The following is a 19,984-nucleotide window of genomic DNA, read 5'->3' as shown; positions in this document are numbered from 1 at the left end:
CGATGGATGCTGGTCAGGCGGGACGGGTGGATCGGTCCGCGGTCGCGGACGGTGAAGCGACAGGTGAGGAGAGCGGCATGTGGCGAGGTCTGATCGAGGCGTACCGGGACCGGCTGCCCGTCACTGACGCGACGCCGGTGGTGACCCTGCACGAGGGGAACACACCGCTCCTGCCCGCGCCGGTGCTCTCCTCGCGACTGGGCTGCGACGTCTACCTCAAGGTCGAGGGCGCCAACCCCACCGGGTCGTTCAAGGACCGTGGCATGACCCTGGCGGTCTCGAAGGCCGTCGAGGCCGGCAACAAGGCGATCATCTGCGCCTCGACCGGCAATACCAGTGCCTCGGCGGCGGCCTACGCGGCCCGCGCCGGCCTCACCTGCGCGGTGCTCGTGCCGCAGGGCAAGATCGCGCTGGGCAAGCTTGCCCAGGCGCTCGTCCACGGCGCGAAACTGCTGCAGGTCAACGGCAACTTCGACGACTGCCTCGCGCTCGCCTCCAAGCTTTCCCAGGACTACCCCGTCGCGCTGGTCAACTCCGTCAACATCGACCGGCTGCACGGTCAGAAGACGGGCGCGTTCGAGATCGTGGAGGCGCTCGGCGACGCGCCGGACATCCACTGCCTGCCGGTCGGCAACGCCGGCAACATCACCGCCTACTGGATGGGCTACCAGGAGGACGTCGCCGCCGGCAACGCCACCAGAACGCCCAGGATGTACGGCTTCCAAGCGGCCGGCGCCGCCCCGATCGTGAACGGCGCCGCCGTACGCGAGCCGTCGACGATCGCCACCGCGATCCGGATCGGCAACCCGGCGAGCTGGACCAAGGCGCTAGACGCGCGCGACGCGTCCGGTGGATTGATCGCCGCGGTGACCGATCGGGAGATCCTCGCGGCCTACCGCCTGCTCGCCCGTGAGGTCGGGGTCTTCGTCGAGTTGGCGAGCGCGGCGAGCGTGGCCGGGCTGCTGCAGCAGGCCGACGCGGGCATGGTGCCGCACGGATCGACCGTGGTCTGCACCGTGACGGGTCACGGTCTGAAGGATCCCGAGTGGGCGATCTCCACCGCCCCGGCACCGACCACCATCAGGAACGATGTGCTGGCGGCCGCCCGCGCGCTGGATCTCGCCTGACGTCGCAGTGCCCGTCGATCAAGGACTTTCATGTCGATCAAGGGCGTATTCACACGGATAGAGATCAAGTCGTGCGAATACGTCCTTGATCGACCGTGCAGGGGCGGCGGGCGGGGGCGGCGGGGCGGGGCGGGGGGTTATGGGGTGGTGGGGTCTGTCGATGCGGCGTCGATCATGATGGTCAGTGCGCGCTCGACCGTACGGAGGTCCGCCTCGTTGAGGCGATCGAGCAGTCGGCGTTGCCGCTCCGTTCCCGCCGTGATGATGCCTTCCATCAACCGCTGACCCTCGCCGGTCAGCTCGACGAGCCGCACCCGCCGGTCGCGGGGATCCTCGCGGCGGCTCACCAGCTGCTGGGCGACGAGGCGGTCGACGATCCCCGTGACGGTGGCCAGGCTGACCCCGAGCAGCCGGCCGAGATCCTGCCCGGAAGCGCTTCCGCGCAGAAAGAGCAGGAGCAGCGTCTTCAGTTGCGGCACGGTCAGGTTGGCGGCGAAGAGCGGGTCGGAGCGGTCGTAGGCGAAGAGAACCTGCATCCGCCGCTGCGCCGACATGATCTGCTCGATCAGTCGCTCGCGGTCGGTCATCACGTCTCCCCGTCTCACCGTCGCCGCAACCGACGTTCTGATCGCCGGACGCTATCAGCGGCCCCCGCGTCAGCCTAATTGTTCGCTTCGGGCAAACTGTTTGCGCCGCGCTAACCTACTAGCCAGGAGTGACCCCGCTCATGTCCTTGCTCGCCAGACTCAGCCTCGCCAACCGGGGTCTCGTCGCTCTCGTGGCGGTGGTGATCACCGCGTTCGGGGCGTTCGCCGTCCCGTCGCTGAAACAACAGCTGCTGCCGTCGCTGGAGTTTCCGGCCGCGTTCATCTCCGCCGGCTATCCCGGCGCCGCGTCGGAGATCGTCGAGGCGCAGGTCGCCGAGCCGATCGAGAACAGCATCCAGGGGCTTCCGGGCCTCAGTAAGGTGACGTCGACCTCCAGCGAGGGCTTCGCCACCGTCCAGGTGGAGTTCGAGTTCGGCACCGACCTCGACGACGCGGTCAACAAGCTGCAGACGGCGCTCAACCGCATCGACGCGCAGCTCCCGGCGAGCGTGGACCCCGTCGTCTTCGCCGGCAGCACCGACGACCTGCCGGCCATCGTCCTCGCGGCGTCCGGCGGTGGCGGCGACGAGCGCGAGCTGGCGGACAAGCTGGCGAAGACGGTCATCCCCGAGATCGAGAGCATCGACGGCGTCCGCGCCGCCGAGGTGACCGGGGCACGTGACCGGATCGTGATGATCATTCCGGACCTGGTCAAGCTCGCTGCCGCCCGGATCGCGCCCACCGCGATCGGGGCGGCCCTGCAGGCCAACGGCGTAGCGATCCCCGCGGGGGCCCTCACCCAAGGGGATGAGACGCTGACCGTGCAGGTCGGCACCCGGATCGGGTCCGTGGAGGAGCTGCGCGCGATCTACCTCAGCCCCACCGGGCCGGGGGCGCCGGTGGAGCTCGGCGACATCGCGACGGTCGAGCAGCGGCTCGCCGACCCGACGTCGTTCACCCGCACGAACGGCGCCAACAGCCTCGGCATCTCGGTCACCGCGACCCCGGACGGCAACGCCGTCGCCATCTCGCACGAGATCCGCGACCGGCTGGGCGCCCTCGGCGCCGCCTCGGGCGCCGAGCTCACCGTGATCTTCGATCAGGCGCCGTTCGTCGAGAAGTCGATCGACAGCCTCACGACCGAAGGGCTGCTCGGCCTGCTGATGGCCGTCGTGGTGATCCTGGTGTTCCTGCTGTCGGTGCGCTCCACACTGGTCACCGCGGTCTCCATCCCGCTCTCGGTCCTGGTCGCGCTGATCGCGCTCTGGGTCGGCGACTACTCGCTCAACCTGCTCACCCTCGGCGCGCTGACCATCGCCGTCGGTCGGGTGGTCGATGACTCCATCGTCGTGCTGGAAAACATCAAACGGCATCTGGCGTACGGAGAGGCCAAGCGCAAGGCGATCCTCGACGGCGTACGCGAGGTCTCCGGCGCGGTGACCGCCTCGACCCTGACGACGGTCGCCGTGTTCGCCCCGATCGCGCTCGTCGGTGGTTTCGTGGGGCAGCTCTTCGCGCCGTTCGCGATCACCGTGACGGTGGCGCTGCTCGCCTCGCTGCTGGTGTCGCTGACCATCATTCCGGTCCTCGCGTACTGGTTCCTCAAGCCGGTGAGCGGTGAGGACGACGAAGCGGTGCGGCGCGCGGCGGAGGAGAAGGAGCTGCGCAGTCCGCTGCAGCGGGCGTATCTGCCTGTGATCAACTTCGCCACCACCCGCCGCTGGGCGACGGTCGCGATCGGCCTCGTCGTGCTGCTCGGCACGTTCGCGCTCTCGACCCGGCTGGAGACCAACTTCATCGACGACTCGGGCCAGGACACGCTCAGCGTCCGTCAGAAGCTGCCGGCGGGCACGAGCCTGCCGGCGACCGACGCCGCGGCGAAGAAGGTCGAGGCAGTGCTGAAGCGCACCGAGGGCGTGAAGTCCTACCAGGTGACGATCGGTGGGGGAGGCATCTTCGGATTCGGTGGTGGCTCCGCCACGTCCGCCGAGTTCTCGGTCGCCCTCGACGCCGACGTGGACAGCGCGAAGTTCCAGGACCGGCTGCGCGAGGAGTTCAAGGGACTCGGCGCCGGCGAGCTCACCGTCGGTGGCGGTGGCGGCGGCCCCGGCGGGGCGTCGGCCAACGAGCTCCAGGTGATCGTCCAGGCAGCCGACGCCGAAGTGCTGGCCCGTGCTGAGGAGCAGGTACGTCGGGCGATGGAGGGCACGCCCGACGTCACCGAGGTGAAGAGCAGCCTGGCGGAGAGCGCGCCGCGGATCCAGGTGACGGTCAAGCGCGACGCGGCGGCCCGGGTCGGACTCTCCGAAGCGGCGATCGGGCAGCTCGTGGCGCAGTCCTTCCGTGGCGCCCCGCTCGGGCAGGTGACGCTCGACGGGGAGCAGCAGAAGGTGATGCTCGGCGGCGGCAGCGCACCGGCCACGGTGGACGAGCTGGTCGCCCTCCCGATCGGGCCGGTGAAGCTCGGCGACGTCGCGGAGGTCACCGAGGTGAAGGGTCCCGTCCAGGTGACCCGGATCGACGGCCAGCGCAGCGTCACGGTCAGTGGCACGGCGACCGGCTCCAACCTGGGCAGCACCACGGCGGCCCTCACCGAACGGCTCGACAAGCTGACGTTGCCGGCCGGTGCCACGTACACCGTCGGTGGCGTCAGCGCCGACCAGGCCGAAGCGTTCGCGGACCTCGGGCTGGCGGTGCTCGCCGCGATCGCGATCGTCTTCGTGATCATGGTGGCCACCTTCCGCAGCCTGCTTCAGCCGCTGCTCCTGCTCGTCTCCATCCCGTTCGCCGCGACCGGCGCCATCGGGCTGCTGCTCGCCACCGGTACGCCGTTGGGCGTGCCGGCGCTGATCGGCGTCCTGATGCTCGTCGGCATCGTGGTGACCAACGCGATCGTGCTGATGGACCTCGTGAACCAGTACCGGGCCGGGGGCATGGGCGTACGCGAGGCGGTCATCGAGGGTGGCCGACGGCGGTTGCGTCCGATCCTGATGACCGCGATCGCGACGATCTTCGCGCTCCTGCCGATGGCGTTGGGCCTCACCGGTGAGGGTGGCTTCATCTCGCAGCCGCTCGCCATCGTGGTGATCGGCGGTCTCATCAGCTCCACGCTGCTGACCCTGGTGCTGGTCCCGACGCTCTACACGATGGTGGAGCACACCAAGGAGCGTCTGCGGCGGCGCCGGGGCGACGCGCCCCGGCCCGACGTGACCGGGGCGGCCGCCGCGGATGGCGCGCCGGAGCCCGACGTGGCGCCGGTGGAGGTTGCCGAGCGGCCGGTGGTGCCCGCCCCGGCGCTGGCGGAGGGGACGGACCAGTTCGAGGTGCTGCGGCTGCCGCGGAGCACGAAATCTCCCATCCCGCCGACCCACGGCTGATACCTGAATAAATCGGATCAATACGATCCTGGTCCGTCATTGAGCCGCCCTTCATGCTGTTCATCAGCATGAAGGGCGTCTCTTGGGAAACAGATGTCTGGGATGCCCCGAAGAGAACGGGAGCAGACCATGGGGGATGAGGGAGTCAGAGCGACGCGGCGCGCGGTGCTGCGCCGGGCGGGCCTCGTGGCGGCCGGCGCGGGCCTCGGTGCCGCGGCCTTCGCCGAGGCGGCCGAGGTGACCGACCGTAAACTGCCGGTCCGGGGTGGCGCGGCGGGAGCCGCGATGGTGGAGGCGCACCGCCCCGGCACCGGGGAACTGCTGGTGACCTGGGCGGTGGAGACCGATCGGAAGCTCATCGCGCTCACCTTCGACGACGGGCCGCGGCCGGAGTGGACCACGATGGTCCTCGACACGCTGGCACGCTTCGGGGCGCCGGCGACGTTCTTCATGGTCGGTCGGCGGGCGCGCCGGTACGCCTCGGTGGTGCGCGGCCGGATGGGTCGGCACGAGGTGGCCAACCACAGTTGGGATCACCGGGATCTCGCGCGCACGGACGCGGACCGGGCGCGCGCCGACCTGACCCGCGCGCACGACGCGATCGAGCAGGCCACCGGCCAGCATCCGAGGCTGTTGCGTCCGCCGTACGGGCATGTGGGCGGCGGGGCGGTGCTCGCCGCGGCCGAACTGGGCTACCGGGTGGTGCTCTGGTCGCTGCAGATGCGCGAGTCGCACTTTCCCGGCGATCCGGCGGGGCAGGCCCGCGACATCGTCGACAAGACGCGTCCGGGGACGATCCTGCTCGCTCACGACGTCGGCCCGACCGACCGACTCGTCGGGCTCCGCGGGCTGCCCGACATGATCGAAGGGCTACGCGGGCGGGGCTACGAGTTCGTCACGGTGTCCGACCTCATCGCCGCGAAGGGGAGCCGCGCCTGAGTCGGGTTGTAAGGTCCCGGTACGTGGCGTCTGCACTGTCGGTCCTTACCCGTAACCCCGATTTCCGCAACCTCTTCCTCGCCGAACTGGTGGTCTTCGGCGCGGACTGGTTCCTGATGGTGCCGTTGCTGGTGCTTCTTCCCGAGCTGACCGGCGGCAGCGGGGTCTGGGGCGCGCTCGTGCTCGCCGCCGACACCGGCATCGTCGCGCTGCTGCTGCCGTACACCGGCACGATCGCGGACCGGCTGGACCGTAAGAAGATCATGATGGTGGCGAACGTCGCCGCGCTGGTCGCCGCCCTGCTGCTGCTCGGGGTCCGCACCGGCGCGACCGCGTGGCTCGCGATCGTCGCGATCGGTGGGGTCGCCGTGGCCAAGGCGTTCTACTCCCCGGCCGCGCAGGCGGCGCTTCCCAACGTCGTCGAGCCGGCGGACCTCCCAGCGGCGAACGCGATCGCGGGATCGGCCTGGGGCACGATGACGGTGGTCGGCGCCTCGGTCGGTGGCGTGCTCAGCGCGGGCTTCGGCCCGTACGCCTGCTTCTGGATCGCGGCGGTCAGCCTGGCCGCCGCGGTGGCGCTGGCGTGGCGCATCCGCCGTCCGCTGCAGGCGCCCCGGGACACCGCCGAGCCTGCCCAGCGGACGTGGGCGGCGATCCGCGAGGCGCTCGGTTACATCGGACACCGGCCGCGGGTCCTCGCGCTGGTCACCGTGAAGTCGGCGGTGGGGCTCGGCAACGGCGTGCTGACCGTCTTTCCGCTGCTGGCCGCGGTCTACGGCGTGGGGCCGATCGGCGCCGGACTGCTCTTCGCGGTCCGCGGCGCGGGCGCACTGGTCGGGCCGATCCTGATGCGCCCCGTGTTGAGCCGCCGGTCCTGGCTCCTGCCCGGGTTGGCGATCTCGATGTCCACCTACGGGCTCGCCTACGTCGGGGTGTCGCTGGCGCCCTGGTTCCCGCTGGTGCTGGCGCTGGTTTTCGTCGCGCACCTGGCCGGCGGCGGCAACTGGGTGATGTCCAACTACGCGCTGCAGGGGGAGGTGCCTGACCGGTTGCGGGGGAGGGTGTTCGCCACCGACATGATGATCGCGACGCTGGCCGTGTCGGTCAGCCAGCTCATCGTGGCGTCGATGGTCGACATCGTCGACGAGCGGGTGGTCCTGGCCGGTGGCGGCCTGATCACGCTGGTCTATGCCGTCGGTTGGCGGATCGCCACGCGGCGGCTCTCGCTGGCCGACCGGGTGCCCGAGCCCGTGCGCTGACAACGTCCAGTTCTTCGGCCGCTACCTCGGCACGATCCGGGACGCCGGCCCGCACTGGACCTGGCCGCTGACCGCCCGTCTCCACCGCGCTGGACCGGTTGCGCGACGAGCACGTCGTCGAACTCGACGAGGAGCGCAAGGCGCAGACGGTGGCCAACCTGCTGGTCGACGCCGCGCCGGAGCCGGACGAGGACTGACCGGTCAGGCTCGATGTCCTGGCCGGTCAGGGCCGGCCGCCGTCCCATCGGGCGGACCTGTCCACGTGAGACAGCCCGTCGTGATCGGCAGGGCCTAGCATGTGCGAATGGGTCTCTCCTTCGTCGCCGGGCCGGTGCGGGTGCGCACGCCGGCGACCAGCGCCAACCTCGGCCCCGGCTTCGACGCGCTGGGGCTGGCGCTGGCGCTCTACGACGACGTCACGGCGCGGGTCACCGCCGGTGGCTGCCACGTCGACGTGACGGGTGAGGGCGCCGGAGAGCTGCCGACCGACGAGCGGCACCTCGTCGTACGCGCGATGCACGCGACCTTCGACGCCCTCGGCGGGCGCCCCGCGGGGCTCGCCGTCTCCTGCGTCAACCGGATTCCGCAGGCGCGCGGCCTCGGTTCCTCGTCGGCCGCGATCGTCGCCGGTGTGCAGCTCGCGCGGGCACTGGTGGTCGACGGCGGGGAGCGGATGGATGACGCCGGCGTGCTGCAAATCGCCGCGCGGCTCGAAGGACACCCGGACAATGTGGCGCCGTGTCTGCTGGGCGGCTTCACCATCGCGTGGACCGGGCCCGGAGACGAGGGCGCGCGGGCGGTGACGCTCGCGCCGGCCGGCGACGTGCGGCCGACCGTCTTCGTGCCGGAGGAGCGGGGTTTGACCGCTGTCGCGCGGGCGGCGCTGCCGGCCACCGTGCCGCACGCGGACGCCGCGCTGACCGCGGGGCGCGCCGCCCTGCTCGTGCATGCGCTCACGGTCGAGCCGGCGCTGCTGCTTCCGGCGACGGAGGACCGGCTGCACCAGGGCTACCGGGCCGCCGGGATGCCCGGGACCGCCGCGCTCGTCGTCGCGCTGCGTGATGCCGGCGTGGCTGCGGTGATCAGTGGGGCGGGCCCCACCGTGCTGGCGCTGACCCCGGTGCCCCCGGATTTCGCGCCGGGAATCGGCTGGGCTGCGCAAACGTTGCCAGTAGATGTCACCGGGGCCAGGATTGAAGGGGCTATACTGGGACACGCCGAGCGGGACCCTGTTGCCGCAGGTCGGAAGAGTTGATTACGCTCTAGACCTAGCACAGCCGCGAAGCACGCGATCTCCTGCGGGGCGGCGCACCCCCGAAGCTCTCGGCGGTCAGCCCGTCACCCCTGCCTAGGCCTACGCCAAACCGCAGTCTCCACAGATCGCCGCAGACGCCGAGACCTCCCGCCGATCTGGCGGGCCGGGACACCGGCGGGCTGCTGTGCGAAAGACTCCCGCGACGCGTCACGCGAGGCGGGTGCACCGAGGCCGCCCGGCCACCAAGATCTTCGATCCGGGCAGCCCCGGCCTATCGAGGGAAGGAATCCATTGAGCGACACCACCGACGTGACGTCGGATGTCTCCAACGTCGCTGACGACGCCACCACGGCTCCCGCCCGCCGTCGGCGGACCGGGACCGGCCTGTCGGCGATGCTGCTGCCAGAGCTGCAGAGCCTGGCCGCGTCGCTCGGCATCTCCGGTACGGCCCGGATGCGCAAGGGCGAGCTGATCGCGGCGATCACCGAGCGCCAGGGCGGCGCGAGCGCCGCCGGTGCACCGCGTCCGCGGGCCGAGGTCGCTGCCGCGGCCGCGCCGGCCCGCGAGGAAGTACGCGCCGAGGTGCGCGCCGGGGGCGACCGGGCCGAGGGTGACCGCCGTGCCAACGGCGAGCCCGCCGCGGTTGCCGCCGCACCCGAAACCGAGGAGCGCCAGCGGGCGCCGCGACGCACCCGGGCTGCCGCTGCTGCTGCCGCGGAGCGGACCGACGAGGCCGAGCGCACCGAACGGCCCGCTGAGCGGGTCGAGCGCGGTGACCGTGGCGAGTCGCGGCGTGAGCGCGGCGACCGTCCCGAGCGTGCCGAGCGGGGCGACCGTCCCGAGCGGGGCGACCGCAACGACCGTCCCGAGCGCGGTGAGCGTGCCGAGCGGGGCGACCGTCCCGAGCGGGGCGACCGCAACGACCGTCCCGAGCGCGGCGACCGCAACGACCGGGGCCCGCGCGCCGAGCGGGACACCGACGGCGATGACGACGGTGAGGGCGGCGGCCGGCGTGGCCGGCGCAGTCGCTTCCGTGACCGTCGCCGTGGTCGCGGCGACCGGCCCGAGGGCGCCGAGGGCGGCCGCGAGGGCGGTCGTGAGGGCGGCCGCGAGCCGCAGGTGTCCGAGGACGACGTGCTCGTCCCGGTGGCCGGCATCCTCGACGTGCTCGACAACTACGCGTTCGTCCGGACGACCGGCTACCTCGCCGGCTCCAACGACGTCTACGTCTCCATGTCCCAGGTCAAGAAGTACGGCCTGCGCCGTGGCGACGCCGTCACCGGCGCCGTGCGTGCCAACCGGGACGGCGAGCGACGCGACAAGTACAACCCGCTCGTCCGGCTCGACACCATCAACGGGATGGACCCGGAGGACGCGAAGCGCCGCCCGGAGTTCTACAAGCTGACCCCGCTCTACCCGCAGGAGCGCCTGCGGTTGGAGACCGAGCCGCACATCCTGACCACCCGGGTCATCGACCTGGTCATGCCGATCGGCAAGGGCCAGCGGGCGCTCATCGTCTCGCCGCCGAAGGCCGGTAAGACCATGGTGTTGCAGGCGATCGCCAACGCGATCACCCACAACAACCCCGAGGTGCACCTGATGGTCGTCCTCGTGGATGAGCGGCCCGAAGAGGTCACCGACATGACACGGTCGGTCAAGGGCGAGGTCATCGCGGCCACGTTCGACCGTCCGCCGCAGGACCACACCACGGTCGCCGAGTTGGCGATCGAGCGGGCCAAGCGCCTGGTCGAGCTGGGCCACGACGTGGTCGTGCTGCTCGACTCGGTGACCCGGCTCGGTCGGTCGTACAACCTGGCGGCGCCGGCCAGCGGCCGGATCATGTCGGGCGGTATCGACTCGACCGCGCTCTACCCGCCCAAGCGCTTCCTGGGCGCGGCCCGCAACATCGAGAACGGCGGGTCGCTGACCATCCTCGCCACCGCGCTGGTGGAGACCGGTTCCATGATGGACACGGTCATCTTCGAGGAGTTCAAGGGCACGGGCAACGCGGAGCTGAAGCTCGACCGGAAGATCGCCGACAAGCGGGTCTTCCCGGCGGTCGATGTCAGTGCGTCCGGCACGCGCAAGGAGGAGATCCTGCTCGCGCCGGAGGAGATCGCGATCACGCACAAGCTCCGCAAGGTCATGGGTTCGCTGGATTCGCAGGCGGCGCTGGACCTGCTGCTCGACCGCTTGAAGCAGAGCCGTACCAACATCGAGTTCCTGATGCAGATTGCGAAATCAGCCCCGGGCGAGTAAAAACCAGGGGCCTGTCAAGGGGCGCGAGCCGGATCGCACACGCTGTCCGTCTCGCGCCCCTTTTCGGCGGGCTCGCATTTTGTTTGCACGCTTTTGCGGCTTATGCACGCTTGGGTTGCCCGGTGACGGCGTGCAGCATTTGCGGTAATGCCGCCGGCGTCAGCTCTGGCACGTCGTGGCGCGGAACGTCAGCTGAGGAGGAGCGCAGATGGCGGTACCCGGGTATCGGGACGTGCCGATCGAGGAGTGGGACCCGGCGGCGCCGGTCGATCCGGCCGAGGCCGAGGACTTCCTGCGGCTGTGTCATGCCGAAAATCCACGGCTCGGTCCCGTCGAGCCGCGTCTCGCCGCCGTTCAGTCGGAGCTCGACGAGACGGGCACCTACCAGCACACCGCCGACGAACTCGCGTACGGCGCGAAAGTGGCCTGGCGCAACGCCAGTCGCTGCATCGGCCGGCTCTACTGGCGCAGTCTGGTCGTCCTCGACCGGCGCGACGTGACCACCGCCGACGGGATCTCCGAGGCGCTCGTCCACCATCTGCAGCTGGCCGCCGGCACCGACGCGCCGAGCCGCGAGCCCGGCACGATCCGACCGGTCATCTCCCTCTTCGCGCCTGCGGTGCCGGGACGGCCCTTTCCGCGGGTCTGGAACGACCAGCTCATCCGCTACGCCGGCTACCGCAACGCCGACGACTCCGTCACCGGGGATCCCCGCTCCATCGAGTTCACGCAGGCGATGTGCCGACTGGGGTGGGAGAGCAAGCGCGAGGCGTTCGATGTGCTGCCGCTGGCCATCGAGACCCCCGACGAGGGGCTGCGCCTTTTCGAGCTGCCCGACCGGGCGGTGCTCGAGGTGCCGCTGGCTCATCCCGAGTTCGCGTGGTTCGCCGACCTCGGCCTGCGCTGGCACGCGGTGCCGGCCATCTCCAACATGCGGCTCACCATCGGTGGGGTGCACTATCCACTGGCCCCGTTCAACGGCTGGTACATGGGGACCGAGATCGGCGCCCGCAACCTCGCCGATCCCGACCGCTACGACATGCTGCCCGAGGTCGCCCGCCTCATGGGCCTCGACACCTCCCGTGCGAGCACGCTCTGGAAGGACCGCGCCCTGGTGGAGCTCAACCGGGCGGTGCTCTGGTCCTTCGAGCGGGCCGGCGTGAAAATCAGCGACCACCACACGGAATCCGAGCGGTTCCTGACGCACGTCCGTAACGAGGAGCGCGCCGGACGGCAGGTGCCGGCGGACTGGAGCTGGATCGTCCCGCCCATCTCCGGTGGCGCGACCGGTGTCTTCCACCGCTACTACCACGAGGCGGACCTGCGGCCGAACTTCTACCTCGACGCCGAGGCGCGGACGCTGAGCAGTACGGGACACGCCGGGCCCGTCGGACGCCACGCCGCGCCGCCGGTGGAGCCGTCCGTGGCGAGACCCGAGCCGGTGCTGGCGTCCGCGGCCTGGGCCGCGGCCGGGCCACCGGCGGTGCTGCGCCCCGAATACGTTGCGCTGCCCTGGTTCGCGCCCGCTCCCCGGTCCGAGGCCCTACCGTTAGCCGGGGTCGAACCGGAGCCGCAGTCGGCGCTGGAATCGGAGGCCGAGGCGCGGCCGGAGGCGGTATCGGTGCCGTGGGTCGATCCGGACGTGGGGTCCGCCGGGCCGGCGCCTCGCGTGGCGGAGTCGGAAGGTGCACCGGACGATGCGGCCGAGCCGCGGCCGGCGCCCGCGTTGCGGCCGGCCTGTCCGGTCATCCACTGAATCGACGCGATGACGCGGTTTCCCGTCGGACGCCGCCTGCCGGGTGCGGTGGGCGGGATGGCTCACGTGCGGAGGATGGCGACGGAAACGGGCGGCTGATGCGTGAAGTTATCCTTCACATCATCACCCGGCTATTGAAACTTGTATGCGCGCTCGGGTTGACTACCGGGCATGCGTACGCGTCGCACCCGCCCTGCCCGGTTCGCCGTCGCCCTCCTCCTGACGCCACTGGCGCTGACCGCCCCCACGCCGGCGCACGCCGTGCCCGCTTACGCCACGCCCACGCAGGCCGTGGCCGCCGGCCCGCACGCCGCCGCGGCCGGTGCCCCGGTCCGCGTACCGGCCGCACGGAGCGCCGCCGCCCCGGTTGAGCCCGCCGCCGGCATCGAGACCGAGAAGCGGACCCGACCCGTCGCGCCGGGGCTCACCCTGACGTCGTTCGACCGCTTCGATCCGAACGGATGGCTGCGCGCCGACGCGCTCACCGCCGACCTCTCCGGTGCGCTGCAAGTGGACTACGTCAACTCGGGCGAGGTGGCCAAGGCGGAACCGTTGCGCAAGGCGGTGGACCGCGGCGGCGCCGTCGCCGCCGTCAACGGCGACTTCTTTGACATCAACAACTCCGGCGCCGCGCAGGGCGTGGGAATCCGACGTGGGGAGCTGGTGCAGTCGGCGGTCGCCGGGCATCGCAACGCCGCCGGGATCAGCGCGGACGGCCTGGGCCGGATCATCGAGGTGAACTTCGACGGCCACGCCGCCATCCCCACCGGACCGCTCGCGTTGACCCAGTTCAACAACATGGTGCAGGCCGGTGGTGTCGGGGTTTTCACCGCTCTCTGGGGCTCGTACCCACGCAGCCGTGCCGTCGACGGCGCGAGCCGGGTGTCGGAGGTCGCGGTCGTCGACGGTCGCGTCGCCACGGTCACCGGCAGCGCCGGGAGCGGACCGATTCCCGCCGGCACCACCATCCTGCTCGGCCGCGAGGCCGGCGCCGACCGCCTCGCCGCGCTCAATCCCGGCGACCCGGTCACCGTCGCGTACGCGCCGAAGTCGTCTGCCGGCGATCCCCTGCGCGCCGCGATCGGCGGCGCGAACGTCCTGATACGCGACGGCGTTCCGCAGAACGTCACCGATCCCACCCTGGCGCCCCGTACCTCCGTCGGCTTCTCCGCCGACGGGCGCCGGATGTTCCTGCTCACCGTGGACGGCCGGCAGACCGACAGCCGTGGCGTGACGCAGGCCGAGATGGGCCGGATGATGGCCGAACTCGGCGCGGCGAACGCGCTCAACCTCGACGGCGGTGGCTCGTCCACGCTGCTCGCGCGCGAACCCGGAGCGGCGGCCGTCCAGGTGGAGAACAGCCCGTCGGACGGCGCTGAGCGCCCCGTCCCCAACGGGCTGGCCATCTACGCGCCGAAGGGGAGCGGACGGCTCGCCGCGTACTGGGTCGAGACCGCCACCGACCCGTCCGCCGCGCCGGGGACCGCGCCGGTGCGCGGCGGACGCCCGGACCGGGTCTTTCCGGGTCTGACGCGGCGGCTGACCGCGGCCGGCTATGACGAGACGTACGGCCCGGCGACGGGGACGCCGACCTGGCGGGCGACGCCGACCCGACACGGCGTGGTCGGTCGCGACGGGGTCTTCCGGGCGCTCGCGCCCGGTGAGACGACGGTGACCGCGGCGCGCGGCGGCGCGCGCGGAGACCTGCGGCTGACCGTGCTGGGGCCACTGGCCCGGATCCAGTCCACCGTGGAGAAGGTCGGGCTGACCGGGGCCGGGGCGAGCGCGCTTGTCGGCGTGGTCGGGGCCGACGCGGACGGCAACAGCGCCCCGATCGAGACGGCGGACCTGCGGCTCGACTACGACCAGGAGTTGCTGGAGGTCGCCCCCGCGGGCAACGGCTTCCTGTCGGTGAAGGCGCGCACGGGGGAGGGCGGTGGCCTGATCACCGTGCGGGTGGCCGGGCGCACCACGGTCGTACCGGTCACCGTCGGACTGCGGGACGTGCCGGTCGCCACCTTCGACGACGCGGCGAACTGGAGGTTCAGCCAGGCCCGCGCCTCCGGCTCGGTCGCGCCCGCGCCGGGCCACACCGGCGCCGGTCTGAAGCTGGCGTACGACTTCAGCCAGTCGACCGGCACCCGCGCCGCGTACGCCGATCCGCCGGCGTGGATCGAGGTGCCCGGCCAGCCGCAGGCGTTCGGCATGTGGATCCACAGCAGCGGCAAGGGGGAGTGGCCGAGCTTGCACCTGCACGACGCGCTCGACCAGCAGCACGTGTTGCGTGGCCCCTATCTGACGTGGACGGGCTGGAAGCACGTGGAGTTCGCGGTGCCGTCTGGGGTGCAGTACCCGGTGCGCGTGCGGCGGTTCTACGTGGCGGAGACCAACGGCGCGGCGGCATACGGCAATGAGATCGTGATCGACGATCTGGTGGCGAAGGTGCCACCGAGCGTGCCGCAACCGGCGGAGGAGCACCGGACGGACCGGGTGGTGGTGCGCGACGGGACCGTCGACGACGCCGGCTGGCGGTTCGCGGTGATGTCGGACGCGCAGTTCGTCGCGGCCGCCCCGGAGAGCGAACTGGTCGCGCGGGCCCGCCGCACGCTCCGCGAGATCCGGGCCGCCCGTCCCGACTTCCTGGTCATCAACGGCGATCTCGTGGACACCGCCTACCCGGCGGACTTCGCGCTGGCCAGACGGATCCTCGACGAGGAGCTCGGCGGGACGTTGCCCTACTACTACGTCCCCGGCAACCACGAGATCATGGGCGCGCCGATCGCCAACTTCGCGGCCGTCTTCGGGCCCACCTCGCGGGTCTTCGACCACCAGGGCACCCGCTTCGTCACGCTCGACTCCTCGACCGGCACGCTGCGCGGCGCCGGCTTCGAGCAGATCCGGACGCTGCGCGCCGCACTCGATTCGGCGGCGCGGGACGCGGCGATCGGCTCGGTGGTCGTGCTGCACCACCATCCGCACCGCGATCCCACGCCGGCGAAGGCGAGCCAGCTCGGTGACCGGAAGGAAGCGGCGCTGCTGGAGCAGTGGCTGACGGAGTTCCAGCACGACACCGGGAAGGGCGCCATCTTCGTCGGTGGGCACGTCGGCGCCTTCCACGCCGCGCGGGTCGACGGGGTGCCCTATGTCGTGAACGGCAACTCCGGCAAGAGCCCGTCGACGGCGCCGCAGCTCGGCGGCTTCACCGGGTGGACCCTGTTCGGTGTCGATCCCGTCAAGCGCGCGATCGCGGCGCGGAGCGCTCCGGAGTGGATCCACGCGCAGACGCGGGCCCATGTGGACGTGCTGACCGTGGCGGCACCCCCCTGTGCCCCGCGCGGATCGCGCGTGCCGGTGACCGCCACGTTGACCCAGCCCGGCGGCGGTCAGGTCCCCGTCGCCGCACCGGTCACCGCCGACTGGAGCGCCTCGCCCAGCGTCCACATCGGTCCCGCGGCCGGGCTGAGGCCGTGGCACGTCGGGTGGTTCGACCCGGAGACCGGTGGGTTCACCGCGCTGCGGTCCACCGGTTCGGTCGTGTTGGCGGTGACGGTCAACGGCGTCCGGGCCGAGGCAACCGTCGCGCTCGCACCGCCGGCTGCCGCACCGCCGGCCGCCGCGCCACCCCGCCCGGCGCGCCGAGCGGGGTGATGTGGTGCCCCCTTTGCTCTGCTTCCGTGGAGGAAGCAGAGCAAAGGTGGGCGCCAGGTAAACGCCGGCGCCCCGCGCCGCCCGCCGGCACGCGCCTGGCACGGGGCAGCGGGGTCAGAAGTCGCCCTCGGCGACCTGGAACACGGTCAGCCCCAACTCCCGCCACATCCGCACCACCTGCATCCGGTCGTCAAACACACCGATCACGTGGTACCGGTCGCGCACCTCGCGCTCGAAGATCTCCTTCTTCACGATCGAGTCCTTGCGGGAGTCGCCGGCGGCCCGCATGTGCAGTTCCAGGTACGGCACGCCGACGTGCTCGTCGAGCCACCTCTGCGTGGTCGCCCGGGCCGTGTCGTCGCGGCCGCTGCAGAACACCACGCCGTAGCCCGCGCCGTGCATCGCCCGGACGGCCGCGATCACCGCGCGGTTGGGCGCGTCCTCGCCGACCCGCGTCATGTCGTAGGGGCTGCGGTTACGCATCAGCGCGACCGTGCCGTCGATGTCGACGAGGACGACCTCCGGCGCCTCCGCCGGGGGCGCGTAGACGGTCGCCGGACCGCCCGTCTCCACCGTCGGCACCGGCAGCGGCAGCTTCTTGCCGGCGAGGTAACGCTGGTGCATCCGGCGGATCGCGTCCTCGCCCACCCGGTCCTGCTCGGCGCGCTCGGCGTCGCGCCGGATGCACTCGTCGAGGGGGATGTCGGTGAAGTCGTGCACCTCGACGGTGGCGCCGAAGCGGGCGGCGAGCTCCGCCCACTCCTTCACCGTGCGGGACCGCAGGTTGGTGTCGTCGACGCACACGTCGGCCTTCGCCCGCAGCAGCGCTTCGACCTGGGCCCGCTGCGCCGCCGTCACCTGCCCCTCCGCCCACTGCGTGAACAGTCGGGTGCCGTGCAGCATCCGGCGTAGGTCGTCGCGGTTGACCCGGACGACGGAGGGCTGCAGCTTGCGGGCGAACGTGGTCTTGCCGGAGGCGGGCAGCCCCCGGGTGAGGATCAGACGGGTCATCGGTTACTCCACGAGGTGCGGCGTGCGGTCCGCCGCGGGGCGGACCTGCTGCCAGAGCAGGGGGCGGTAGTCCTTGCCGTCGAGCCGCAGGAAGAGGCACCCCCGGTCGGGATGGGCGACGGCGTGTTGGGCGAAGTCGCGCCGGGTCCAACCGTCGGGCAGGGCCGCCACGATCTCACGGTACGCGGACTCGATCGTCGCGGTGCGGGCCTCTACCGTCTCGGTCAGCTCGGCCACGACGCCGTGAACCCAGGGGTGAAACTCGTCCGGGAGTGGCTCGATGAAGGCGGCAAGACCACCGGGGTCGCCGACACCGGGGTCGCCGTGCGCGCCGGCCACCATCAGCTCCCACACGACGCGGGCGTTGAGGCCGGTGACGAGGCGGTGCAGCCGCACGTACTCGGCGTATTTGATTTTCACCCGCTCGTCGGTGTCCGGAAAGTGCACGACCAGCCCTTCGCGGTTGCCGCGGGCGGGCGCGGCGAGCGCGTCGGCCAGGGTGGCGTAGCGGAACCGTTCGACCGCCGGGCCGGGCCAGTCGGGTACGGCGTCCGGGCCGTGCGTGCGGCCGGTGGCGATGTCGACCGCGCCGAGCAGGACGAGGTCGTCGAGGTCGCCGTAGTCCAGGACGATCCGGTTGGCGGGGAAGATCACCTCGACCAGGACGGTCAGCCCGGGCGGTGGGGCGAATCCGGCGTACCGGGTGCGCAGCAGCTGGGTGGCGTGCCGGGCCTGGGTCGAGGCGAACGAGCCCCGGGTGGCGACCGCGAAGCCGTCGCCGTCGGGGTAGACGATCCCGAGTGAGCCGTCCGCTTTGTCGGTCACCGTGACCTTCGCGTCGAGTCGGAGGGCTGGTGCGCCAATCTGATCATGGTTGAAGAACTTGGGAAAGGGACGGGCGAGCACGGCTCCGGTGGCGTCGTCGACGATCAGGCCCCGGCAGGTCAGCGTCACGGGGGTCCAGGCGCCCGCGTAGACGCACGCCTCCGTGTAGTTGTAGATCGAGAGCGCACGGTCGGGGTGACGCTGCACCCGTACGTGCCCGGCGGCGACGGCGGCCGCGAGCGCGACGGGGTCCACGACGTCGGAGACGGGCGTCACCGGAGTGAGGGCGGCGGTGGTCACGGTGGCGGCCTCCACGAGCGGGAATGATCAAGGGGGCCGTCACGTTATCCATCACGGACCGGTCAGCGCAGCCCGATTTCGGGGCCACGCCACCTGCATGGCACACTGGTCCATCGGCCACGGTTCCGGTTCACGCTCGAGTTCATCCCGATTTGTGACGAACCAAGACGGCGACCCGGCGACCACCAACGAAAGGACCGAGGCGACATGAAGCCGAACATCCACCCCGAATACGTGACCACCGAGGTCACCTGCTCCTGTGGGGCGAAGTTCACCACGCGCAGCACCGCCAAGAGCGGCGAGATCCACGTCGAGACCTGCAGCGACTGCCACCCGTTCTACACCGGTAAGCAGCGCGTCCTCGACACCGCCGGCCGTGTCGCCAAGTTCCAGCAGAAGTACGCCAAGGTTCAGGCGGCCAAGAAGGCCAAGTAGCGACTCCGGCGGCGCCCGCCCGTTCCGGCATTTTCGCCGGGAGGGCGGGCGCCGTCCGCATGTTGCGGGCCCGCGCGACATCCGACCCCGCGTCCACGAACGGAGTACGAGCATGAGCAACGAACGCCTCGCCGCGCTCCTCGACGAGTACGCGGAGTTGGAGAAGCGCCTCGCCGACCCGGGCATCCACGCCGACCAGGCCACCGCCCGGCGCGTGGGTCGCCGCTACGCCGCGTTGGTCCCCTTGCACAAGGCCGCCGATGAGCTGGAGCAGGCGCGCGCCGACCTGACCGCGGCGCGCGAGCTGGCCGCCGAGGACCCCGCCTTCGCCGACGAGGCCGAGACGCTGGCCGCCGCGCTGCCGGCGTTGGAGGGGCGCCTCGCCGAGCTGCTCATCCCGCGTGACCCGCACGACGCCAAGGACGTGATCGTCGAGATCAAGGCCGGCGAGGGCGGCGAGGAATCGGCGCTCTTCGCGGGCGACCTGCTGCGGATGTACATGCGGTACGCCGAGCGGCAGGGCTGGGTCACCGAGATCATCGACGCGCAGGACTCGGACCTCGGCGGCGTGAAGGACGTGTCGCTGGCGGTCAAGACCAAGGGCGTGCCCGAGGGCGGAAACGGGGTGTGGTCGCGGTTGAAGTGGGAGGGCGGCGTGCACCGGGTGCAGCGCGTGCCGGTCACCGAGTCGCAGGGCCGCATCCACACCAGCGCGGCCGGCGTCCTGGTCCTCCCCGAAGCCGAGGACGTCGACGTCACGATCGACCCCAACGAGCTGCGGATCGACGTGTTCCGTTCGTCGGGTCCGGGCGGCCAGTCCGTCAACACCACCGACTCGGCGGTGCGGATCACCCACCTGCCGACCGGCATCGTCGTCTCCTGCCAGAACGAGAAGAGCCAGCTGCAGAACCGCGAGCAGGCGATGCGGATCCTGCGGGCGCGGATGCTCGCCGCGGCCCAGGAGCAGGCGGACGCGGCCGCCTCGGACGCCCGCAAGGCGCAGGTGCGCACGGTCGACCGCTCGGAGCGGATCCGCACGTACAACTTCCCGCAGAACCGGATCACCGACCACCGGATCGGCTTCACCGCGTACAACCTGGATCTGGTCCTCGGCGGCGAGCTCGACGGTGTGCTGGACGCGTTGGCCGAGGCGGACCGTGCCGCCCGGCTGGCCGGCGGGACCGAACTCTCCCGCCACTGACCGGC

At 71.7% G+C, this 19,984-nt stretch carries 13 protein-coding genes; 10 read left to right on the top strand and 3 right to left on the bottom strand.

The features are described from left to right. Positions 1–77: 77 nt before the first annotated feature. Complete coding sequence (gene thrC / locus AB0J06_RS07075; protein ID WP_357425545.1) at positions 78–1,127, top strand: threonine synthase; 1,050 nt, start codon at positions 78–80, stop codon at positions 1,125–1,127. A gap of 137 nt (positions 1,128–1,264) precedes the next feature. Here the strand turns inward: thrC and AB0J06_RS07070 are convergent, their stop codons facing one another. Then, on the bottom strand, positions 1,265–1,714 hold the full coding sequence (locus AB0J06_RS07070) for a MarR family transcriptional regulator (RefSeq protein ID WP_357425543.1): 450 nt from the start codon (positions 1,712–1,714) through the stop codon (positions 1,265–1,267). A 140-nt stretch (positions 1,715–1,854) separates the two neighbouring features. Between AB0J06_RS07070 and AB0J06_RS07065 the strand changes: the two genes are divergently transcribed. From AB0J06_RS07065 to AB0J06_RS07035, 7 genes are all read left to right on the top strand, one after another. Continuing rightward, the gene (locus AB0J06_RS07065; RefSeq protein WP_357425541.1) at positions 1,855–5,091 is read left to right on the top strand and encodes an efflux RND transporter permease subunit; all 3,237 of its coding nucleotides are present in this window, start codon (positions 1,855–1,857) and stop codon (positions 5,089–5,091) included. Positions 5,092–5,220: 129 nt separating this feature from the next. Next, on the top strand, positions 5,221–6,030 hold the full coding sequence (locus AB0J06_RS07060) for a polysaccharide deacetylase family protein (RefSeq protein WP_357425539.1): 810 nt from the start codon (positions 5,221–5,223) through the stop codon (positions 6,028–6,030). A 23-nt stretch (positions 6,031–6,053) separates the two neighbouring features. Further along, positions 6,054–7,289, top strand: a complete 1,236-nt coding sequence (locus AB0J06_RS07055) for an MFS transporter (protein WP_357425537.1) — start codon at positions 6,054–6,056, stop codon at positions 7,287–7,289. 304 nt (positions 7,290–7,593) lie between these two features. Next, entirely contained in the window at positions 7,594–8,544 is a 951-nt protein-coding gene (thrB, locus tag AB0J06_RS07050; protein WP_357425535.1) for a homoserine kinase, read from the top strand. 291 nt (positions 8,545–8,835) lie between these two features. Further along, a complete protein-coding gene (rho, locus tag AB0J06_RS07045) occupies positions 8,836–10,803 on the top strand; it encodes a transcription termination factor Rho (RefSeq protein ID WP_357425533.1) in 1,968 nt (655 codons plus the stop codon). A gap of 208 nt (positions 10,804–11,011) precedes the next feature. Next, positions 11,012–12,559, top strand: a complete 1,548-nt coding sequence (locus AB0J06_RS07040; RefSeq protein ID WP_357425531.1) for a nitric oxide synthase oxygenase — start codon at positions 11,012–11,014, stop codon at positions 12,557–12,559. 171 nt (positions 12,560–12,730) lie between these two features. After that, entirely contained in the window at positions 12,731–16,207 is a 3,477-nt protein-coding gene (locus AB0J06_RS07035; protein ID WP_357425529.1) for a phosphodiester glycosidase family protein, read from the top strand. 114 nt (positions 16,208–16,321) lie between these two features. Here the strand turns inward: AB0J06_RS07035 and AB0J06_RS07030 are convergent, their stop codons facing one another. After that, the gene (locus AB0J06_RS07030) at positions 16,322–17,218 is read right to left on the bottom strand and encodes an AAA family ATPase (protein ID WP_357425527.1); all 897 of its coding nucleotides are present in this window, start codon (positions 17,216–17,218) and stop codon (positions 16,322–16,324) included. A 3-nt stretch (positions 17,219–17,221) separates the two neighbouring features. After that, on the bottom strand, positions 17,222–18,358 hold the full coding sequence (locus tag AB0J06_RS07025) for an RNA ligase (RefSeq protein ID WP_357425525.1): 1,137 nt from the start codon (positions 18,356–18,358) through the stop codon (positions 17,222–17,224). A 192-nt stretch (positions 18,359–18,550) separates the two neighbouring features. On the opposite strand from AB0J06_RS07025, the gene rpmE reads away from it, so the two are divergent. Beyond that, positions 18,551–18,778: a 50S ribosomal protein L31 gene (gene rpmE / locus AB0J06_RS07020; protein ID WP_357425523.1), complete on the top strand. Its 228-nt coding sequence runs from the start codon at positions 18,551–18,553 to the stop codon at positions 18,776–18,778. Between the two features lie 112 nt (positions 18,779–18,890). Continuing rightward, positions 18,891–19,979: a peptide chain release factor 1 gene (gene prfA, locus AB0J06_RS07015; protein ID WP_357425521.1), complete on the top strand. Its 1,089-nt coding sequence runs from the start codon at positions 18,891–18,893 to the stop codon at positions 19,977–19,979. Positions 19,980–19,984: the final 5 nt, after the last annotated feature.

This window comes from Micromonospora sp. NPDC049679, assembly GCF_040659735.1.
GTDB lineage: Bacteria > Actinomycetota > Actinomycetes > Mycobacteriales > Micromonosporaceae > Micromonospora_I.
The sequence above is the reverse complement of the archived record's forward strand: the minus strand, read 5'-3'. Positions and strand labels throughout refer to the sequence as shown.